Raw genomic sequence first — 19,661 nt, 5'->3', positions numbered from 1 at the left:
GTCAACGGCCCCGCGATCCCAACAGATCGCGGGGCCGTTGTCTTGCAGGTTCAGCTACTCAACTGCCCGCCGCTGATTGCCGAAACAAAGGAGACCCAGCCCGGAGCCTGGAACACAAGAGCTGGGCCGTGCGGAACCTTGCTGTCCCGTACCGGGACGACACCAGCGAAGTCGTCGGACACCTCGACGCACTCGCCACCATCCGAGTTGCTGTATGAACTCTTGCGCCAACTAGCGGCACTCAGGTCGATGCCTCGCACGGTACTTCCTCCAAAAAGGGCCAGGACAGACTTCAGCGACTCGGCCGAGGGCAGCGCCATGTCGCGCATCGCATCGTACGCACGCTGAAGTCGCTCAACTGGCCCGTCTGCCTCAATGAGTTCGCCACGGTGTGCGTTCTCCGTATACGCAACGGTAAGGCCGCCCGGAAGCCGAAGGAACATCAGTGCGGTGCTATCCAGGCCATGCATGCCCGCGCTCAGCGGAAGCACCTGCATCTTCAGGTTCGAACGCTCCGCAACCTCCACCAGATACTGCAACTGCCCCCGCCACTCCCCCACATCCCGCAACGGCGTCCGCAGCACCGCCTCCGACAAGATGGTCCGGAACGGCGGCGCATCCTCCCCCGTCAACAACTCCCGCCGCCCCATCCGAGCCTCCACCTGCTGCTCAAGTTCCTTCCCCTTGAGCCCGCCCGCCGCGAGCACCTCACGCGCATAGCCCGGCGTCTGCAATAGCCCCGGCAGCACGCTCACCGCGAAGTGCCACAAGCTCCCCGCCTCCGCCTCCAGCGCCATGTACCGCCGGTACCGCTCCCGGAACTGCGTATGGTCCCCGGCTGCCAACTCCCACAGCGCCAGCAGCAGTCCCGGCGTCCCGTAGTACGTATCCAGCGCATGGATACGTACTACGGGCTGCCGATCGTCTCGCCCTTCTCCATCTTGCCGAACAACGAGTAGTCCCAGCCGAGCCGTTCACCGAGCGCCCGCAGGCTCATTCCGCTAGCGGCCCGCAACCTCCGCAACTCCTCCGCGAACCGCTGACGGGGTTCCTGACTGCGACCGGTGAGGACGCTCCGTTGCGACATACCGCTCCCTCCGGGGCGCTCGCGAGACCGACGTGGAACCTGTGGAACCACCTCCGCGCGACGGGGAACCACCACCCCGGCCACAACCCGGTCGCCCACAGCCCGGCGCATCCTCGTAGCGATTGGACTACTCAGCGTCATGGAATCAGCGGAACCGCACCCCCACTCACCGCTAGCCGCACCCACGAGGACCCACATGAACCCCGCCTCCCACTCTCCCCACCTCCTCCACGCTCCCCACACTCCGAAGATCGAGGAAGCCGTCCAAGCCCGCGACGCCCTCGCCACCGCCCTCTCCCAGGCCGGCATCCAGCTCCCCGCGATGGACATCCGTACCCCCTGGGCGGACGACCGCAAGGCGGAAGCCCAGTACGCCCTCGTCCACTTGGGCGTGTGCTCAGCCCCCATCGCCCTGCTGCTCGCGGACGTGATCACGAAGGGTCTCTCCGGGTGACGGAGAGCGCCGACAGCAGCCCCGCCGTCGGCGATGCCGTCCACGACAGCGCACGCGACCGCGTCGGACGCGTCATGGGCCACGAGGGGCCGTACATCCAACTCCGCCCACTCACCGGTGGCCGCGAATGGGACGCAGACCCCGGCCACATTCGTCCCCTCACCCCCACTGAGCTACTGAGCGCCCTCGTTTCCGAGGCGAACGCCCGCAGCAGGCAACCCAGATGACACCAACGGCACGGCCCGTCATAGCCGACTCCCACCGATCCCTCCCCGTGATCAACCCCCTCACCTAGGATGGCGAGAACCAATCTCAGCGGCCCGACGGGCTTCCTGATCCGCCTCGCGAGGGCGCACGGCGGACCACGAAGGACATGCCCCCACCCGCACGAGTCTTCTTCGTGCTGCCTGGGGGCATGTCCTTGCTGTTCCGTGAGTCCGCGGCGTCCGTGGCCGCTCGCATCCACGAAGGGTCGCTGGCGCTGCATCTGACCGAGAACTTCCGCCATCTGCACGGCCGCAACGCCGGGCAGTCGGAAGTCAGGTCCTGGGAACGCAGCCTGCCGGCTCTCGTCAATGCCCTCATCGAAGCCGGGCTCGACGACGTCGAAGTCCTCATCGAGTACAGCCTGCCGCTCACCAGCAAGCGCGCGGACGCCGTACTCGCGGGCGTACACCCCACCACAGGTGAACCGTCATACGTCATCGTCGAACTGAAGCAGTGGAGTGCGGCCTACCCGGAGGAGGACGAGCCGCTGCTGTGCCGGATCGACGCGTACCCGGAGGCTGTTCTCAATCCGATCGAACAGGTCCGGGGCTACTGCGAGTACCTGCTGTCGTTCAACGGCGCGCTTGAGCGGATGCCGAAGGCCCTGGCCGGGGTCGCGTTCCTGCACAACGCCGCTGAAACCCGTATCGCGGGCCTGCGGGGCGTCGAGGAGAACCAGCATGGCCGCCTGTACACCGGCGAACAGCGCGGCGCCTTTTTGGACTTCCTGCGCTCGCGGCTCGCCGCGAAGCCCGGCGCGGAGGCGGCGGACCTGCTGCTCGACGGCAAGATCCGGCCCTCGAAGCAGCTGATGGCCCTCGCGGCGGCGGAGATCCGCGACCGCGAGCAGTTCATTCTCATCGCCGAGCAGCGGGTCGCCTACGAGAAGGTGATGTCCGCCGTCCGCAAGGCCAAGCGGTCCAACCACAAGCAGGTCGTCGTGGTGACCGGCGGTCCGGGTTCCGGCAAGAGCGTCGTCGCCCTGTCGATCCTCGGAGAGCTGTACCGGCGCGGGGTGACCGCCCTGCACGCCACCGGTTCCGCGTCGTTCACCAAGACCATGCGCAAGGTCGCCGGGGCGCGGAAGCCCGCCGTGCAGAAGCTGTTCATGTACTTCAACAGCTTCATGGACGCCGAGCCGAACGACCTCGACGTTTTGATCTGCGACGAGGCCCACCGGCTGCGCAAGACCTCCGCCAATCGCTATACCAAGGCGGAACTGCGTACCGGCCGCCCGCAGGTTGCGGAGCTGATCGACGCGGCCCGGGTGCCGGTGTTCCTGCTCGACCAGCACCAGGTGGTGCGTCCCGGCGAGATGGGCACCAAAGCGGAGATCCAGCGGGCCGCCGCCGCGCAGGACCTGGAGTGCACGATCGTGGAGCTGGATGGACAGTTCCGGTGCGGCGGCAGTGACGCGTACGAGAAGTGGGTCGTCAACCTGCTCGGGCTTGAGGGCGGCTCACCCGACTCGTGGGAGCCGGACGGCAAGCTGGAGTTGCGGACTGCCGAAAGCCCTCAGGAGCTGGAGGACTTCCTCATCGCCCGCCGGGCGGACGGCTATGGCGCGCGGATGTCGGCCGGCTACTGCTGGAAATGGACCACCAAGGTCACCCCAGGCATGACCGAGCTGCCCACCGATGTCGTCATCGGGCAGTGGGCGCGGCCCTGGAACGTGTACGGCGAACGGTCCGTCCTCGGTGCGCCGCCCGCGCCCTTGTGGGCCAACGACCCGGACGGTTTTGGACAGGTCGGCTGCGTCTACACCGCGCAGGGCTTCGAGTACGACTGGTCGGGCGTGATCATCGGCCCCGATCTGGTGTGGCGTACGGACCGTTGGGTCGTGGACCGGTCAGCGTCGAAGGACCCGATCTTCACGAAGGCGACGCCTGACAGCGAGATCGACCGGTTGATCCGCAACACCTACAAGGTGCTGCTGACTCGGGGCATGGTCGGCACGATTCTCTACTCGACGGACCCGGAGACGCGCGACAAGCTGCGCTCGCTCGTGAGCCCGGCGTCCGGGGCGGAGGCGAACGTCCTCGTGTAGTCGGGCATATGCGAGAAGAGTTCATCCGGTGACAGCAGAAAGTCATACGATCGGATGAACCTGCGCAGCCGCCCGTCGGGGAGTGATCGTTCATGGCCCAACAGCCGCTCCTACTCCGGGATGTCATCGACATCAAGGAGTCCATATCCACGTCCGACTTCGTCCTCCAGCTCTCGGAGGCGACGGCCCCGGAGGGCGCCGAACGCGCTCTCCGAGATTACGTGGTCACGGAGCGACTGCTGGAGAACTTTGACGAGGCGCTCGGTCTTATCCGGGCCGCTCTCGACGGACACACGTCGAAGGCCGCCTACCTCCATGGGTCGTTCGGTTCCGGTAAGTCGCACTTCATGGCGGTGCTCCACGCACTGCTCAGCGGGGCCCCGGCGGCCCGTGCACGGACGGACTTAGATCCCGTACTGACCAAGCACGAGTGGCTCGGCACGGAGCGGAAGCGATTCCTGCTCGTGCCGTACCACATGCTCGGAGCGAAGGCCCTGGAGCAGCGGATCCTCGGCGGGTACGTAAGCCACGTCAAGAAGCTGCACCCCGAGGCTCCGACGCCGCAGGTGTACCGGACGGACGCCTTGTTCGAGGACATCCGCGCGATGCGGTCCCGCATGGGCGACCAGGCGGTGATCGGCGGCCTCACCTCGGCGGACGGCGGCGACGGCACCGCGGACGAGGAGGACGAGTGGGGCGAAGCGTTCGGCTGGACGCCCCAGCTCCTCGACACCGCCCTCGCCGCCGAGGAGATCCACGAGGGCGGCCAGGCTCTCAACCTGGTCAGCCCGTCGACACCCGCCGAGCTGCGAGCGCGCCTTGTCCAGGACGCGAGCACGCACCTGCTGCCCGGCTTCGCGAAGAACGCCACCGAGGACGAGCACGGATTCGTCTCGCTCGACGCCGGTCTGTCCGTGATCGCCGAGCACGCCAAGGCGCTCGGTTACGACGGACTGATCCTCTTCATGGACGAGCTGATCCTGTGGCTCGCGACCCTCATCCACGACCAGAAGTTCGTGGCCCGGGAAGCCGGAAAGATCACCAACTTCGTAGAGGGCGGCGATGCCCGCCGTGCCGTACCGGTGATCTCATTCATCGCGCGTCAGCGTGACCTGCGCGAGCTGGTCGGCGAGGAGGTATCGGGGGCGGCCGAGGCTTCCATTCAGGACACGCTCAACCTGGCCTCAGGGCGATTCGACAAGATCACGCTCGAGGACCGCAACCTTCCGCAGGTCGCGCACGCCCGGCTGCTCAAACCCAAGGACAACGAAGCCGCTGCCCTCGTGGATGCGGAGTTCGAGAAGACCCGCAGGATCCGCCAGGAGGTGTGGGACACGCTTCTGGGCTCCGACCGCGGTGCCGACGGCATCGGCGCGGACGAGGAGAGCTTCCGGCTGACGTACCCCTTCTCGCCTGCCTTCATGGACACCCTCGTACATGTGTCGTCCGCGCTCCAGCGCAACCGGACCGGCATGAAGCTCATGGGGCAGCTGCTCGCCGAGCACCGGGCCGAGTTACGCCTTGGCGACCTGATACCGGTCGGCGATCTGTATCCGCTGATCACGGCGGGCGGCGACAAGCCGTTCACCGACAGCTTGAAAGTGGTATTCGAGGCAGCCGACAAGCTGTACCGGACGAAGCTGCGGCCCTACCTCCTCCTGACGCACAACGTGTCGGAGGAGGTCATCGAGCAGTACGCCAACCGGCCCGACAGCATCACCGACCCGGACCTGCTCACACGTATCAATCAGTTCATCGGTGACAACCGCATCGTCGGCACACTGCTGCTCTCGGCGCTCGCGCCGAGCGTCCCGGCCCTTTCCGATCTGACCATCCGCCGTCTGTCCGCGCTCAACTACGGCTCGGTGACAGCTCCGATCCCGGGCCGCGAATACGGCATCCTGAAGAACAAGGTGGCCGAGTGGGCGGGCCGCTTCCCGGAGATCAAGGAGACCGGCACCGAGGCCAACCCGGGCGTCCGGCTCGAACTGTCCGGCGTCGACGTCGACTCAGTGATCGCCAACGCCAACGTCAACGACAACCCCGGTAACCGCGAGGCCCTCGCGAAGCGGCTTCTCGTCGAGGAACTGAGCGTCGATCAGGACCAGTTGATCAACCAGCTGCACTTCGCGTGGCGAGGCACGGAGCGCAGTGTCGAGGTGGTGTTCGGCAACGTCGCCGACGTGGACGAGCTGCCGGACCACGACCTCATGCCTCAGCAGGACGGGCACTGGCGGCTCGTGATCGACCTCCCCTTCGACGAGAGCGAATGGGGCCCGCGCGAGGACGCCATCCGGATGCAGCGGCTGCGCGAGCGGCAGGGCGAGCCGTCCCGCAGCGTCGCCTGGCTGCCCACCCACCTCTCCAGCCAGCGGTACGCCGACTTCCGTCGCCTCGTCGTCATCGACAAGGCCCTGTCCGACAGCCAGCGGTTCGATGGCCAGTACGCGAGCCACCTGAGCCCCGACAACCGCGCCCGTGCGAAGGGGCTCCTGGAGACGCAGCGGGAGTCGCTGCTCAAGAACGTGAAGGCGGCCTTCAAGCAGGCGTACGGCCTCGCCGACAAGAAAGCCACCGATGTGGAACTCGGCTTCGGCGACCATCTGCAGTCGCTGCGCGAGGTCGATGGGCTGACGCTGTCCTTCGGCCAGTCGCTGCGGGAAGGCATCCGGCACATCGCCGGCAAGCTGCTCGCGAGCCAGTACCCGGACCACCCGAACCTCGATCCCGAAGGCACCGGCACCGTCGTCAAGGCTGCCGACGCCAAGAAGGTCTTCACGCACGTACAAGCCGCCGCCGAGGCCCGTGACGGACGCGTCGAAGTCACCGCCCCCGACCGGAACCTGATGCGCCGCGTAGCTGCTCCGCTGCGCCTTGGGCAGCAGAAGGAGGCGTACTTCGAGGTGTCGGAGTACTGGGCCGATCACTTCCGGCAGCTCGCCAGGGGGCAGGGCGTGACCGGAGACCTCAGCCTGATCACCCTCACCGACTGGACGGACCGGCCGACACCGCGCGGCCTGCCGGTCTTCCTCGCCCGCCTCGTCGTGGCCTCGTTCGCGGAGATGGACGACCGGGTGTGGGTACGCGCGGGCACGCCACTCGACCCAGCGCCTCAACTGAACGAGATCAAGGACCATGACGCGCTGCGCAGCCAGCCGCTGCCGTCCGAGGAGGACTGGGCGGCCGCTCGCGAGCGTTTCTCCACGGTCTTCGGCGATCCTGCCCCCACCCTGCGACGCGGTCGCATGGTCAACCAGATCGCCCGGCAGATCGCCCAGCAGGCGGGCGCCCACCTCGAGGCGGCCCGCGAGCTGGTGACCCAGCTGGAGCGGCACTCCAGCTTCCTCCAGCTCGACGAAACCGCCGAGGGCGGGCGCCTCGCCCTCGCGCGGCGGGCGGTCGAACTGCTCCAGGAGCTGACGCGCTCGGCCGGTCAGGGCGCTGCCGGGGCCCGGAAGACCGTCGAGACCCTGGCTGCCTTCGACTTCGGCCAGGTCGGCGCCGATCGGTTCGGAACCTCCATCACGCAGGCCCGTGTGGTGGCGCAGGCGCTGGATTCGGCGTCCTGGACCACCCTCGACCTGGCCACCTCTGAGGGGCCGGAGGGAGAGGCCCTCCTTGAGTCCCTGCGCAACGCCGCGCAGAGCGACCAGCGGACCAACAATCTCAAGGAGGCCCTGGTCGGAACACAGCGCGAGGTGCTTGCGCTGGTCAAGCGCAACCGCGCGACGCTGAACCCGTCGCCCTCTCCCCTGCCCCCACGGCCCGATGACGTGCCCCTCGACACCCGGACGAGTCATCCGACCATCCCCGCACAGGCGTCGGGCGCGGGCGCGTCGGCAAGGGGACGAGTGAAGCGCTCCGGCGGCGGACGGACGACCGCTTCCAGAGCAGTGGCCGAACTCCAGTCGCAGATTGCCGAGTTGGCGGCACACGAACCCGGCATCGAGATCGAGATCACTTGGAAGGCCGTCGAAGGATGAGCACGGCCGCGCCCAGCAGGGTGGCCGTGCGGCTGAACCTCGCGACGATCGCCCAGTACCTGACGACCCAGAGCTCTCTCGCCGACACTCTGGCGGGCCTGGACCAGCGAAGGGCGGTGCTGCTGCGCTCCGCACCGCAGTGGGAGGGGCCCGCCGAACACGTCTGGGGTGACGGCCTCTCGACGCGGATCGTGGCGGCACCCTCCCCACTCGCCGTGCACGAACTACTGCTCGGCCACCTGTCGGACACGGCGACCGGCCCCGCCCTGCTCGTCGTCCTGACGGATCGCGAACAGAACGAGCTCGACCCCGCCATCCTGGCCCGTGCCCACAAGAAGCGCATCGACACGGTGGACAGCTGGGACGTGGTGCGGGACGCGTTCGGAGCACATCAGGTCGACCAGCGGCTCAGGGACGACAAGTGGGCTGCGGAGGCCCTACTTGACGCGGCGCCGCCGAGAGGTGGCTGGCCCCGGCTGGGAGGCGGCATCCTGTCGCGCGGCACAGCCTTGTCCGCGCTGGCGTTGCGCCGCCTGAGGCTGGGCGGTTACGAGGACGAGGCGGCACGTCAGGACCACACCAACTCCGCCGATCGCCTCGACACCCACGCGCTGTTGGGCTGGTCCCTGCTCCCAGGACGTCCCGAGCACTTCCTAGCGCTCCGCGGCCCCGAACGCGGCGGTCTGGCGCAGTTCCTCGGCGAGGACGACCGCGCCGGACTCGCGGGGCGAGCGCTTCTGGACCTCGTCGAGGCCGAGCACGGGCCGGACGCAGTGGCCTTCGGACTCGTCTGCGCCGTGCTCTGGTGCCATGGCGAACCGGACGCCGCCGTTTACACGGCACGCGGTCGCGCGGAGCGCTGGTTCGGAGAGCGCCCTTCAGCCCAGGGGGAGCAGCTCGACGCCATGGTGACCGCCTTCGGCCGGGCTTCGGAAGACTATGTAGGCACACTGCTGGCCGCAGCCGCCAGGGAACGTGCGACAGGCTCAGAGACGGCCCGCGAGGCCCGCCGGACCAGCGACACAGTGCTGGAGCGTGCCTCGCTGTTGGTCCGCCAGTTCGGCGCGGAAGCCGCCGCAAGGACCAGTCCGCTTCTGTCAGCGGGTCTGGACGCCAGGTTCACGGCTGTCGGGGAGGCTCTGACAGCCGGTGAGCCGGGAGCGCTCGACGCCGCCGTGCGTTCCTTGAGCGGGCACCGGCGTGCACAAGAGCCGGAGGTTGAGTCGCGGATCGAGCGGACCCGCATGGCCCAGCGGCTCGTCCGGTGGCTGGCCACCGAGCCGCAGACCGAGACGTCCCACGTGGGCGGAGCCATAGAGCGCCACCTCAAAGAGACCGCTTGGGTGGATCGCGCCCTGGAACACATCGAGGCGGGCGGGGATTCCGACGACCGGCTGAGGACTGCGTACGACGCACTGGCCGTGCGCGTACGTGAGCGACGCCACGAGATCGACCGTGAATTCGTGCGCGTCCTGGCGATCTGGACCGCGGCCGGCACCGATCCCGGTGGAATGCTGACGGTGGAGACGTTCCTGGACCGGGTGGTGAAGCCTGTGGTCCACAGCTCCCCCAACCGACGCGTTCTGCTGATCGTCCTCGATGGGATGAGTGCGGCCATCGCCACCGAGCTGGGCGATGAACTGCGCTCCACCTGGGCCGAGTTCGATCCGTTGGCCGCCCAGAGCGCTCCGCTCCGCCGCGCCATGGCGGCGGCTCTTCCCACGCTCACGTCCGTTTCCCGTACTTCGCTGTTCGCAGGCAAGCTGACGCAGGGATCGCAAAAGGACGAGGCACAGTCGTTCCCCGCTCTGCCGCTCTGGGGCGGGGCGTCGGCGGCCGTTTTCCACAAGGACGACCTGCGAGCCGACAGCGCGGGAGACACGTTCGGCCCCTCGCTCACCGAAGCGCTCATGGATGGCCGCACACATGTGGCTGTGGTTCTCAACGCGATCGACGACCGACTCGCCAAGGAGCAGAAGCTGGGCGACGGAACCTGGCAGGCCGGGTACATCCCGGGCCTTCAGGATCTGCTGCGCATCGCCGCCTCGCAGGGGATGGCGGTGATCGTCACCAGCGACCACGGGCATGTCGTGGACCGGCGCGGGGCGAAGGTGGACACCGGCTCACCGCAGTCCGCCCGTCACCGGGCACCAGGCGGCGAGGTGGGCACGACGGAGGTCGCACTGCACGGCCATAGGGTCATCGCGCCGGAGCCCGGTGGATCGATCGTCGCACTGTGGGACGCCGACTCGCGGTACACGGCCCGCAAGGCTGGATACCACGGTGGTGCGTCCCTCGCCGAGTTCACGATTCCGGTGCTGGCCTTCCTGCCGTTCGGAGCAACCCCTCCTCCGGCCTGGCGGGAGCTTGCGGATCAGCGGCCGGCCTGGTGGCTGCTGGAGGATTCCACGCCTCCCCCTGTCAATGTGCCGCCCGCCCCGAAAGCCACGGCAGCTCCAGCAAAGCGGCAGAAGCCGACAAAGGCCCGGATCCACGCTCAGGCCCAAGTGGCCCGTACACACGACTCGTTGTTCGAGGTCACAGTGGTCCCGTCGCCCGATGCTGAGGGGACACTGGTGACCACCACCCTCGTCGGTCACGACGACACCCTCATCTCGGCTCTCTTCGCTTCAGAGGCCTTCCAAGGGCAGACCGGCTTGCTCGCCCGAAAGCCGCCCATGGACAAGGTCAAAGGGGCAATTCGGGCCCTGCTCGACGCCGGGGGCACGCTGCCGGTGTCCGCGCTGGCGCAGCGCGTGTCCTACCCGGTGACGCGTGCGGATGGCTTCGCCGCGATCCTGCGCCAACTCCTCAATTACGACGGAGTGCAAGTCCTGGAAACACTGCCGGACGGGCGGACCGTTCGCCTCGATCTTTCCTTGCTCCGCATGCAGTTCGACCTGGGCTGACTCTCCCCGTGCCGCCACACCACCACCGATGAGCCAGGAGCCATGAGCGCCAACGACCGTGTGTTAATCAACCAGATGATCGAGGAGCGCCGCACCACTCGATCCGTCCCTCTGTCGTTCGACGCGGCCTTCGAGAGGTTCGCGAGCGAACACGCGCTGCACGGCTTCGGCCTCTCGGAGGAGGAGATCGAGGCCGGCGTGATCGGAGGCGCCAACGACGGCGGCATCGACGGGGCCTATGTCTTCCTCGGTGGTCGGCTCCTGCACGAGGACAGCGAGATCTTCCAGCCGCACTCCTCTGTCTCCAACGTGGAGCAGGGCAGCCAGCTGACGCTCTGGCTGATCCAGGCCAAGACCAGCGCCGGTTTCTCCGAAACGGCTCTGGACAAGGCGGCGTCCACCTGCGCGAACCTGCTGAACATGGAGGTCGACGAGGACACCGTCGGGGTGCTGTACACCGCCGATCTCCTCGCCCGCTTCAGACTTTTCAGAACGGCGTTGACACGGCTCCTCACCCGGCACCCGACCGTACTCATCAAGTTCTCGTACGTGACGCGCGGCGAGGCGAGTGAGGTGCACCCCAAAGTTCAGGCGAAAGCCAAGATCCTGGAGACACAGTTCACCAAAGCCTTCGCGATCTCTACGGGCGAGGTCGAGTTCCTCGGCCCCTCGGAACTCTGGCAGCGTGCCAGCACTCTCCCCTCGTACACGCTGGAACTGCCCTACAGGGAGAGCATCACCCACGGCACGAGCCACATCGCGCTCGTCGGGCTGGGCGAGTACCTCGACTTCCTCAGCCACGAGAGCGGGGCGATCAAATCTCACATCTTCGACTGGAACGTCCGTGACTATCAGGGCAACGTCGAGGTGAACCGGGAGATCACGGCATCTCTCCAGAACCCCGAGGCACCGGAGTTCTGGTGGCTCAACAACGGCATCACCATCGTGTGCTCGCAGGCGACCTCCGTCGGAAAGCGGCTCAGCCTCTCCGACGTGCAGATAGTCAACGGTCTCCAGACGTCGTACACCCTCCACGAGACGCTGTACGACCTCTATTTGGCCGATCCGGCCGATCCCGTCTTCGACAGGCTCGTGCAGGTGCGCATTCTCGTCACCGTGGACCAGGCCGCCAGGGACTCCGTCATCCGCGCCACCAACCGGCAGACGAGCGTGCCGGTCGCCTCTCTCCGGGCCACAGACGACATTCAACGCCAGATCGAGTCGTACTTCCTGGAACACGACTGGTTCTACGACCGGCGCAAGAACTTCTATCGGAACCAGGGCAAGCCGGCCGACCGTATCGTCAGCATTCCCCTGCTGGCGCAGTCCGTGATGGCCATGGCGCTTGGCCAGCCCGACTATGCCCGCGCCCGCCCCTCGAGCCTGCTGAAGTCCGACGGCGACTACCGGCGCGTCTTCTCGGCGAAGACGGAACTCCCCGTCTACCTGTGGCTGGCCAAGGCGCAACGCCAGGTGGACGAGTTCCTGCAGTCCACATCGGATCCCATCTCACGCTCACTGCACACGAACCTCCACTTCCACCTCGCCATGCTCGGTGCCGTCGACCTCGTGGGCCGCGTGTTCAGCAAGCCGGAGGCCCTGGACAACGCCGCTCGGGAAGACGTCTTTCCGAGCGGCACCCGCCTCGAGTCCTTGTGGTCGTCTCTTCAGGAGCAGTTCGAGAAGTTCCAGCGGGAGAACCGGTCGGGGGCCGACAAGACCGCGAAGAGCAGCGAATTCGTCTCCTACCTCACGACCAACCTCGGATACGGCAGCCACCGCCGCAGGTGACCCCAGAGGACCGGTCTCCGCCCGGCGCAGATGGGACAATGAACGAGTGATCGACCCTCGCCCTTCTCCCGTCTCCGCCGCCCGGCGGCGCACCGCCCTCGACGCCCTCCGGCGCGGTGCAGTGCCCGAGAGCGGCCTGGACCTTCTTGCCACCGGCCTCGACCGTTTCGAGTCCGCGCTCGACGCGGAACTCGACGCGGTCGCCTCGGGTGCCTCGGTCTTCAAAGCGGTGCGAGGTGAGTACGGATCCGGCAAGACGTTCTTCACCCGCTGGCTCGGAGAGCGTGCCAAGCAGCGCAACTTCGCCGTCTCCGAGATCCAGATCTCGGAGACAGAAACCCCGCTGCACAAGCTGGAGACCGTCTACCGGCGCCTCACCGAGCAGCTGTCCACCTCAAGCTTTCCACCTAGTGCCTTGCGGCCCGTGGTGGACGCATGGTTCTACGCCCTGGAGGAGGACGCTCTCGCGGCCGGTGCCGACGAGGACGACCTCAGCGGCGCGGTGGAGGAACTGCTGACCGCCCGTCTTACCGAAGTTTCCCGGCACGCACCATCCTTCGCGACAGCACTGCGCGGCTACCGGGCCGGACTCGCCGACGGCGACGAGACAACGGCAGCGGCCATCCTCGCCTGGCTCGGCGGCCAGCCCCATGTGGCGGCTACGGCGCGCCGTTCCGCGGGGGTACGCGGCAACCTGGACCACTTCGGGGCTCTCGGCTTCTTGCAGGGGTTGCTCACCGTCCTGCGGGACTCCGGCCACCGAGGGCTGTTCGTCGTACTGGACGAGGTCGAAACCCTCCAACGAGTGCGGTCTGATGCCCGAGACAAGGCACTCAACGCGCTGCGCCAGCTGATCGACGAAGTCCACTCGGGACGGTTCCCCGGCCTCTATCTGGTCATCACCGGCACACCCGCCTTCTACGACGGCCAGCAGGGCGTGCAGCGACTCCCGCCGCTCGCCCAACGACTCGCCACCGACTTCACGACCGATCTCCGCTTCGACAATCCGCGGGCGATCCAGCTGCGCCTGCCCGGATTCACCCTGGAGTCGCTGACAGACCTCGGAATAACCATCCGGGATCTCTACGCGTCCGGAGCAGACTCCCCCGACCGGATCAAAGTTCTGGCGGACGACGCTTATGTCGCCGATCTCGCCCGCGCGGTGGGCGGAGCCCTCGGCGGCAAGGTAGGGGTCGCGCCCCGGCTCTTTCTCAAGAAACTGGTCGGCGATGTCCTAGACCGCATCGACCAGTTCCCGGATTTCGACCCACGGCAACACTACCGACTCACGGTTGGTGGAAGTGAACTCACCGATGTAGAGCGGAACCTGGCGGGATCGCCGTCGGCCGACGACATCGACTTGGAGCTGTGATGGAGCCGACCGCCGATCCCGTCGACCGGCTGGATCCCGTTATCTTGCACCACGTCGTCAACACGCTCGGCTGGCCAGATCTGCGGCCCCTGCAACGGGCTGCGATCGACCCAGTGATGGACGGTGAGGACGTCGTGCTGCTCGCGCCCACCGCCGGCGGCAAGACCGAGGCAGCCTGTTTTCCGGTCCTCTCTGCCATGTCCGCCCAGGGATGGACCGGCACATCGATTCTCTACCTCTGTCCGCTCAAAGCGCTTCTCAACAATCTGGTAACCCGCATCGACGGATACGCGCAGTGGCTCGGACGCAGCGCGGCACTATGGCATGGAGACACGAAGGAGTTACAGCGCCAGAGGATCCGTACCAACAGGCCTGACATCCTTCTGACGACGCCTGAGTCTCTGGAAGCCATGCTGATCGGTGTAAAGACCGACCACGCGCACCTGTTGGGCGGAATCCGTGCCGTCGTCGTCGACGAGGTGCACGCATTCGCCAGCGACGACCGAGGCTGGCATCTCCTGGCAGTGCTCGAGCGTCTGCAGCGGGTAACGGAGCGGCCGATTCAGCGGATCGGCTTGTCAGCGACCATCGGGAATCCGCACGAACTGCTCACCTGGCTACAAGGGTCGGGCTCCGGCCGACGCCTGGGCCGAGTCGTCGCCCCAGGGCTTACAAATCCTTCCGGACACGTGCCGACGGCCGGTGTCGCCGGGCCCCCACCCGGAGACATCGAACTCGACTACGTGGGCTCCCTTTCCAACGCGGCGAAGATTCTTTCAGCCCTGCACAAGGGCGAGAAACGACTGGTGTTCTGTGACTCGCGACGGCAGGTCGAGGAACTCGGGGCCGCACTCCGGGCGCGCGACGTCACGGTGTTCTTGTCACATGCTTCGCTCTCTGCCGACGAACGGGCCCGGTCCGAGCAGGCTTTCGCCGAGGCGCGCGACTGCGTCATCGTCGCCACCTCCACCCTGGAACTGGGCATCGACGTCGGCGACCTGGATCGCGTCGTCCAAATCGATTCGCCTGGGACCGTCGCCTCGTTCCTCCAGCGCGTCGGCCGCACCGGGCGCCGTGCAGGAAGTGCCCGCAACTGCCTGTTCCTGGCAACGGAGAAAGACACCCTGCTGCAAGCTGCCGGGCTCCTGCTCCTCTGGGGCCGGGGCTGGGTCGAACCGGTTGTCCCACCGCCCGAGCCACGTCACCTCGTCGCCCAGCAACTGCTCGCCACCACACTGCAGGAACACAAGCTGGGCGACCAACTCTGGCCGGAACAGTGGAACGGTCTCGCGCCCTTCGACCGTTCGGCCGCTCCCATCCTGCGTCATCTGCGGGCACAGGGCTTTCTGGACACCGACGGCGGCATGCTGTTCATCGGCCCGGAGGCCGAGCACCGCTTCGGGCGGAGGCACTTCATCGAGCTGACCGCCTCCTTCACCGCGCCCCCGCAGTTCACCGTACTGTCCGGACGCACCGAGATCGGCCGCATGGATCCGTCCGTGCTGACCGAGGAGCGTCCAGGCCCACGACGCCTCCTGTTGGCTGGCCGCAGTTGGCAGGTGACGTTCATCGACTGGGGACGGAAACGGGTCTTCGTGGAGTCGGTTGAGAGCGGCGGGGTCGCCAAGTGGTCGGGAGGCGCCCTCGTCGGACTTTCGTACGCGCTGGCACGCGCGATGCGGGATGTCCTCCTCGGCGCCGACCCGCAAGCCTCCCTGACCCGACGCGCCAAGGTCTGCCTCCAAGAATGGCGTGACGAGGAAGCTCCCCATCTGGTTCATCCTGGTGGGACGTTGGTGGCTCGGCGCGGAAACGATGTCCGCTGGTGGACATGGGCGGGTTACCGTGCCAACGCCACGTTGGGCGCAACACTGTCGTCGATCGCCGATCCGGTTCAGCGTCCCACGGACTGCTATCTGCGACTGCGAGAGGACCTCGACCCGAGGATGTGGCGCACCGCGCTCGAAGCTGCGCAGGACGGACCGGCACTCGTACTCCCTGACGTCGACCAGCGTGCCGTGCGCGGGCTCAAGTTCTCGGCCGCCCTCCCCCATCGACTGGCCATTACCACGCTCGCAGCGAGACTCGCCGATTTCGACGGCGCCCGCGCTGTCTTGTCGGAACCAAAACACTTCTCCGCCAGGCCGAACCCCTGAAGGACGTTCGATCTGCGCCTGCCGCACAGAGAAATCAGAGATCTGGACCGCTGCGGTGTATTTCACCGCTGGTTGCGCTATTGCGGCTAGACATGAAGCAGTAGGTCAGGCACCCTTCGCGACCGGCTCAAGCACCGCCACACACTCCACGTGATGCGTCATCGGAAACAGATCGAACGCCCGAAGCGTCCGCACCCGGTACCCGCCCTCCCGGAAGTACCCCAGGTCCCGCGCCAGCGCGGCGGGGTCGCAGGCCACGTAGGCGATGCGGCGGGCGCCCAGCGTGGTGAGGTGGGCGACCGTCTTCTTGCCGGCGCCCGCGCGCGGCGGGTCCAGGACGATCAGGTCGGCCTCGGTGATGCCGGTGCGCGGCAGCACCGCCTCGACCTTGCCCTGCTCGATCCGGACGCGGTCGAAAGAGGCCAGGTTGTGCCGGGCGTCCTCCACCGCGCGCTTGCCGGACTCGATGCCGAGGACCGCGCCCTTCTCGCCGATGCGGTCCGCGAGCGCGCCCGCGAAGAGGCCGACGCCGCAGTACAGGTCGAGGGCCGTGTCGCCCTTGCGGGGCAGCAGGCCCTGCATGACGGCGCGCATGAGCGTGTCCGCCGCCTTCGGGTGGACCTGCCAGAAACCGCCGCTGCCGACGCGGTACGTGCGGTCGTCGGCGCGCTCGCGCACGAACGGCCGGCCGTGCACGCGGTGCACGCCGCCGTCCTTCTCGCCCACCCGCATCACGGACACCGGCTTGTCGAGCTCCACGATGGGCAGCCGCGCGCCCGGCTTCGGGGTCAGGATCACCTGACGGTCCTGGGAGCCGCTCGCCGCGATTGCCTCGACCGACTCCATGCCGGACCAGTCGCGCTTCTCGATGCCCAGCTCGGACACGCCCTCGGCCGCGATCATGCAGTGCTCGACGGGCTCGACCTCGTGGGAGCGGTGGCGGCGCAGGCCCGCGTTGCCGTCGGCGTCGACCGCGTACTGGACGCGGGTGCGCCACTGCGGCACCTCGCCCGCCGGGAGCTTGTCGCCGTCGGCCGGCATGACCGTGCCGTCCCAGCCGGCCTCCTCGGGCGTGAGGCCGGCGAGGCGCTGCAGCTGCTCGGCGATGACCTCGCCCTTGAGACGGCGCTGGGCACCGGGCTTGGCGTGCTGCCAGTCGCAGCCGCCACAGCGGCCGGGACCGGCGTACGGGCACGGGGCCTCGACGCGGTCCTTGGCGGCGTCGAGGATCTGCACGGCGTCGGCCCGCAGGAAGCGCGCGCCCTCCTCGCCCTCGGTCACCCGGGCCACGACCCGCTCGCCGGGCAGCGTGTGCCGGACGAACAGGACCTGGCCCTCCGACGTCCGCGCGATGCAGTGGCCGCCGTGCGCGACGGGGCCGACCTCGACCTCGTACTCCTGCCCCACCAGTGACGTCTTCGGTTCTGCCTGCATGGCGGGGGCTCCACTACCTCAAGGGGAAAACGGCCGGAAAGCTGAGAGCGGCCGGACAACAGCCCACCAGTCTACGTGGCTGTCGCCCGGCCGCTCACCAGGACCGTGTCGCTCATCAAGCTGCGTCGCGGCTACTTGTTGCTGGGCTCCTTGGAGCGCTTCTCCACCGGACCCCGGCGCACGGCACCCGGCGCGCTCCACTCGGAGCGCCTGCGGGCCCGCTTCTTGGCGGCCTCGGAGGACTCCAGCTGGTAGGGCACGGAGGTGACCATGATCCCGGGCGTGAAGAGCAGGCGGCCCTTGAGGCGCAGCGCGCTCTGGTTGTGCAGCAGGTGCTCGTACCAGTGGCCGACCACGTACTCGGGGATGATCACGCTGACCGCGTCGCGCGGGGACTCGCGGCGCAGGCCCTTCACGTACTCGATGATCGGCCGGGTGATCTCGCGGTAGGGCGAGTCGAGGACCTTGAGCGGCACGTCGACGCCGCGGCGCTCCCACTCCTCCCGCAGGGCCTTCGTCTCGACCGGGTCGACGTTGACGCTGAGTGCCTCGAGCGTGTCCGTGCGCATGAGCTTCGCGTAGGCGAGGGCGCGCAGCGTCGGCCGGTGGATCTTCGAGACGAGGACGATCGAGTGGACGCGGGACGGGCGGACGCTGTCGTCGGACGGCGTCTCCGGCGCGGCGATCTCCTCGGCGACCCGGTCGTAGTGCTTACGGATCGCGGTCATCGTCGCGTAGAAGATGCACATGCCGAGCAGCGCGACCCAGGCACCGTGCGTGAACTTGGTGACGAGGACGACCACGAGGACCAGGCCGGTCAGGAAGCCGCCGAAGGCGTTGATCGCGCGGGAGCGGATCATGTGGCGGCGCTTGTCGGCGTTCTTCTCGGTGCGCAGGTGGCGGTTCCAGTGGCGGACCATGCCGGTCTGGCTGAGCGTGAAGGACACGAACACGCCGACGATGTAGAGCTGGATCAGCCGGGTCGAGTCGGCGCCGTAGATGACGACGAGCATCGCGGCGGCGCCGGCGAGCAGGACGATGCCGTTGGAGAAGGCGAGGCGGTCGCCGCGGGTGTGCAGCTGGCGCGGCAGGTAGCGGTCCTGGGCGAGGATCGAGCCGAGCACCGGGAAGCCGTTGTACGCCGTGTTCGCCGCGAGGAACAGCACCAGGGCGGTGGCCGCGGCGAGCACGATGAACAGGAAGCTGCCGTTGCCGAAGACGGCCTCGGCGACCTGTGTGATGACCGGGTCCTGCACGTAGCCGGAGCCGACCGGCACGCCGCCCTTCAGCAGGTCGTGCCCCGGGTTCTCGGCCATCCGGACCTTGGTGACCAGGGCGAGGGCGATGATGCCGACGAGCATGGTGATGGCGAGCACGCCCATCATCGCCAGCGTGGTCGCCGCGTTCTTGGACTTGGGCTTGCGGAAGGCCGGGACGCCGTTGGAGACGGCCTCGACGCCGGTGAGCGCGGCACAGCCGGAGGAGAAGGCGCGCAGCAGCAGGAAGACGAGGGCGAAGCCCGCGAGACCCTGGTGCTCTGCCTCGATGTGGAAGTCCGCGGTGGGCGCGCGCATGGTGTCGCCGAGCACGAGGGCACGGAAGGCGCCCCACGCGATCATGATGAAGACGCCCACGACGAACACGTACGTCGGGATCGCGAAGAGCGATCCGGACTCCTTGACGCCGCGCAGGTTCATCAGCGTCAGCAGCAGGATCACCGCGACGGCGCACAGCACCTTGTGCTCGACCACGAACGGGATCGCCGAGCCCAGGTTCTCGATGCCGGAGGTGATGGAGACGGCGACGGTGAGGACGTAGTCCACGAGCAGCGCGCTGGCGACCGTCAGGCCCGCCTTGGGGCCGAGGTTGGTGTTGGCGACCTCGTAGTCGCCGCCGCCGCTGGGGTAGGCGTGCACGTTCTGCCGGTACGACGCCACCACGGTGAACATGACCACCACGACGGCCAGGGCGATCCACGGGCTGAAGTGGTAGGCCGACACACCCGCGACGGACAGGACGAGCAGGACCTCACCGGGCGCGTAGGCGACGGAGGACAGGGCGTCGGAGGCGAAAACGGGGAGTGCGATGCGCTTCGGCAGGAGCGTTTCTCCGAGCCGATCACTGCGCAGAGCGCGCCCGATCAAGATCCGTTTGGGCACGT

Annotated in this window: 10 protein-coding genes and 1 pseudogene; 7 read left to right on the top strand and 4 right to left on the bottom strand. The window is 67.8% G+C overall.

All coding sequences use genetic code 11. The features are described 5' to 3' along the window. Nucleotides 1-50 precede the first annotated feature (50 nt). Both M4J07_RS11765 and M4J07_RS11760 read right to left on the bottom strand, forming a co-directional pair. Nucleotides 51-260: a DUF397 domain-containing protein gene (locus M4J07_RS11765; RefSeq protein ID WP_255970752.1), complete on the bottom strand. Its 210-nt coding sequence runs from the start codon at nucleotides 258-260 to the stop codon at nucleotides 51-53. Next, a pseudogene (locus M4J07_RS11760) lies at nucleotides 242-1,087 on the bottom strand (helix-turn-helix domain-containing protein). Before M4J07_RS11760 ends, M4J07_RS11765 begins: the two are co-directional and overlap by 19 nt. A 196-nt stretch (nucleotides 1,088-1,283) precedes the next feature. Here M4J07_RS11760 and M4J07_RS11755 point away from each other — a divergent pair. The 7 genes from M4J07_RS11755 (at nucleotide 1,284) to M4J07_RS11720 (ending at nucleotide 16,066) form a co-directional block, all read left to right on the top strand. Beyond that, nucleotides 1,284-1,541, top strand: coding sequence for a hypothetical protein (locus M4J07_RS11755; protein WP_255970750.1), 258 nt, complete (start codon nucleotides 1,284-1,286; stop codon nucleotides 1,539-1,541). 415 nt (nucleotides 1,542-1,956) lie between these two features. Then, entirely contained in the window at nucleotides 1,957-3,855 is a 1,899-nt protein-coding gene (locus M4J07_RS11745; RefSeq protein ID WP_255970746.1) for a DUF2075 domain-containing protein, read from the top strand. Nucleotides 3,856-3,947: 92 nt separating this feature from the next. After that, nucleotides 3,948-7,838 carry a BREX-2 system ATPase PglY gene (gene pglY, locus M4J07_RS11740; RefSeq protein ID WP_255970744.1) on the top strand — a complete coding sequence of 1,297 codons (3,891 nt, stop codon included), beginning with the start codon at nucleotides 3,948-3,950 and terminating at the stop codon, nucleotides 7,836-7,838. After that, nucleotides 7,835-10,747 (top strand): BREX-2 system phosphatase PglZ, encoded by a 2,913-nt coding sequence (pglZ, locus tag M4J07_RS11735; protein ID WP_255970742.1) that lies wholly within the window; start codon nucleotides 7,835-7,837, stop codon nucleotides 10,745-10,747. Before pglY ends, pglZ begins: the two co-directional genes overlap by 4 nt. A 42-nt stretch (nucleotides 10,748-10,789) precedes the next feature. Beyond that, entirely contained in the window at nucleotides 10,790-12,538 is a 1,749-nt protein-coding gene (locus tag M4J07_RS11730) for an AIPR family protein (protein WP_255970740.1), read from the top strand. Between the two features lie 46 nt (nucleotides 12,539-12,584). Then, complete coding sequence (gene brxD, locus M4J07_RS11725) at nucleotides 12,585-13,910, top strand: BREX system ATP-binding protein BrxD (protein ID WP_255970738.1); 1,326 nt, start codon at nucleotides 12,585-12,587, stop codon at nucleotides 13,908-13,910. Further along, nucleotides 13,910-16,066, top strand: coding sequence for a DEAD/DEAH box helicase (locus M4J07_RS11720; RefSeq protein WP_255970736.1), 2,157 nt, complete (start codon nucleotides 13,910-13,912; stop codon nucleotides 16,064-16,066). Before brxD ends, M4J07_RS11720 begins: the two co-directional genes overlap by 1 nt. 105 nt (nucleotides 16,067-16,171) lie before the next feature. Here M4J07_RS11720 and M4J07_RS11715 read toward each other — a convergent pair whose 3' ends face one another. Together M4J07_RS11715 and M4J07_RS11710 are read right to left on the bottom strand one after the other, a co-directional pair. After that, a complete protein-coding gene (locus M4J07_RS11715; protein WP_255970734.1) occupies nucleotides 16,172-17,500 on the bottom strand; it encodes a class I SAM-dependent RNA methyltransferase in 1,329 nt (442 codons plus the stop codon). A gap of 131 nt (nucleotides 17,501-17,631) precedes the next feature. Continuing rightward, nucleotides 17,632-19,659 carry an APC family permease gene (locus M4J07_RS11710; protein WP_255970732.1) on the bottom strand — a complete coding sequence of 676 codons (2,028 nt, stop codon included), beginning with the start codon at nucleotides 19,657-19,659 and terminating at the stop codon, nucleotides 17,632-17,634. Between the last annotated feature and the right edge of the window lie 2 nt (nucleotides 19,660-19,661).

This window comes from Streptomyces longispororuber (genome assembly GCF_024448165.1).
In the GTDB taxonomy this organism is placed as follows: Bacteria; Actinomycetota; Actinomycetes; order Streptomycetales; family Streptomycetaceae; genus Streptomyces; species Streptomyces longispororuber_A.
This window is presented reverse-complemented; position numbering and strand designations above follow the sequence as displayed.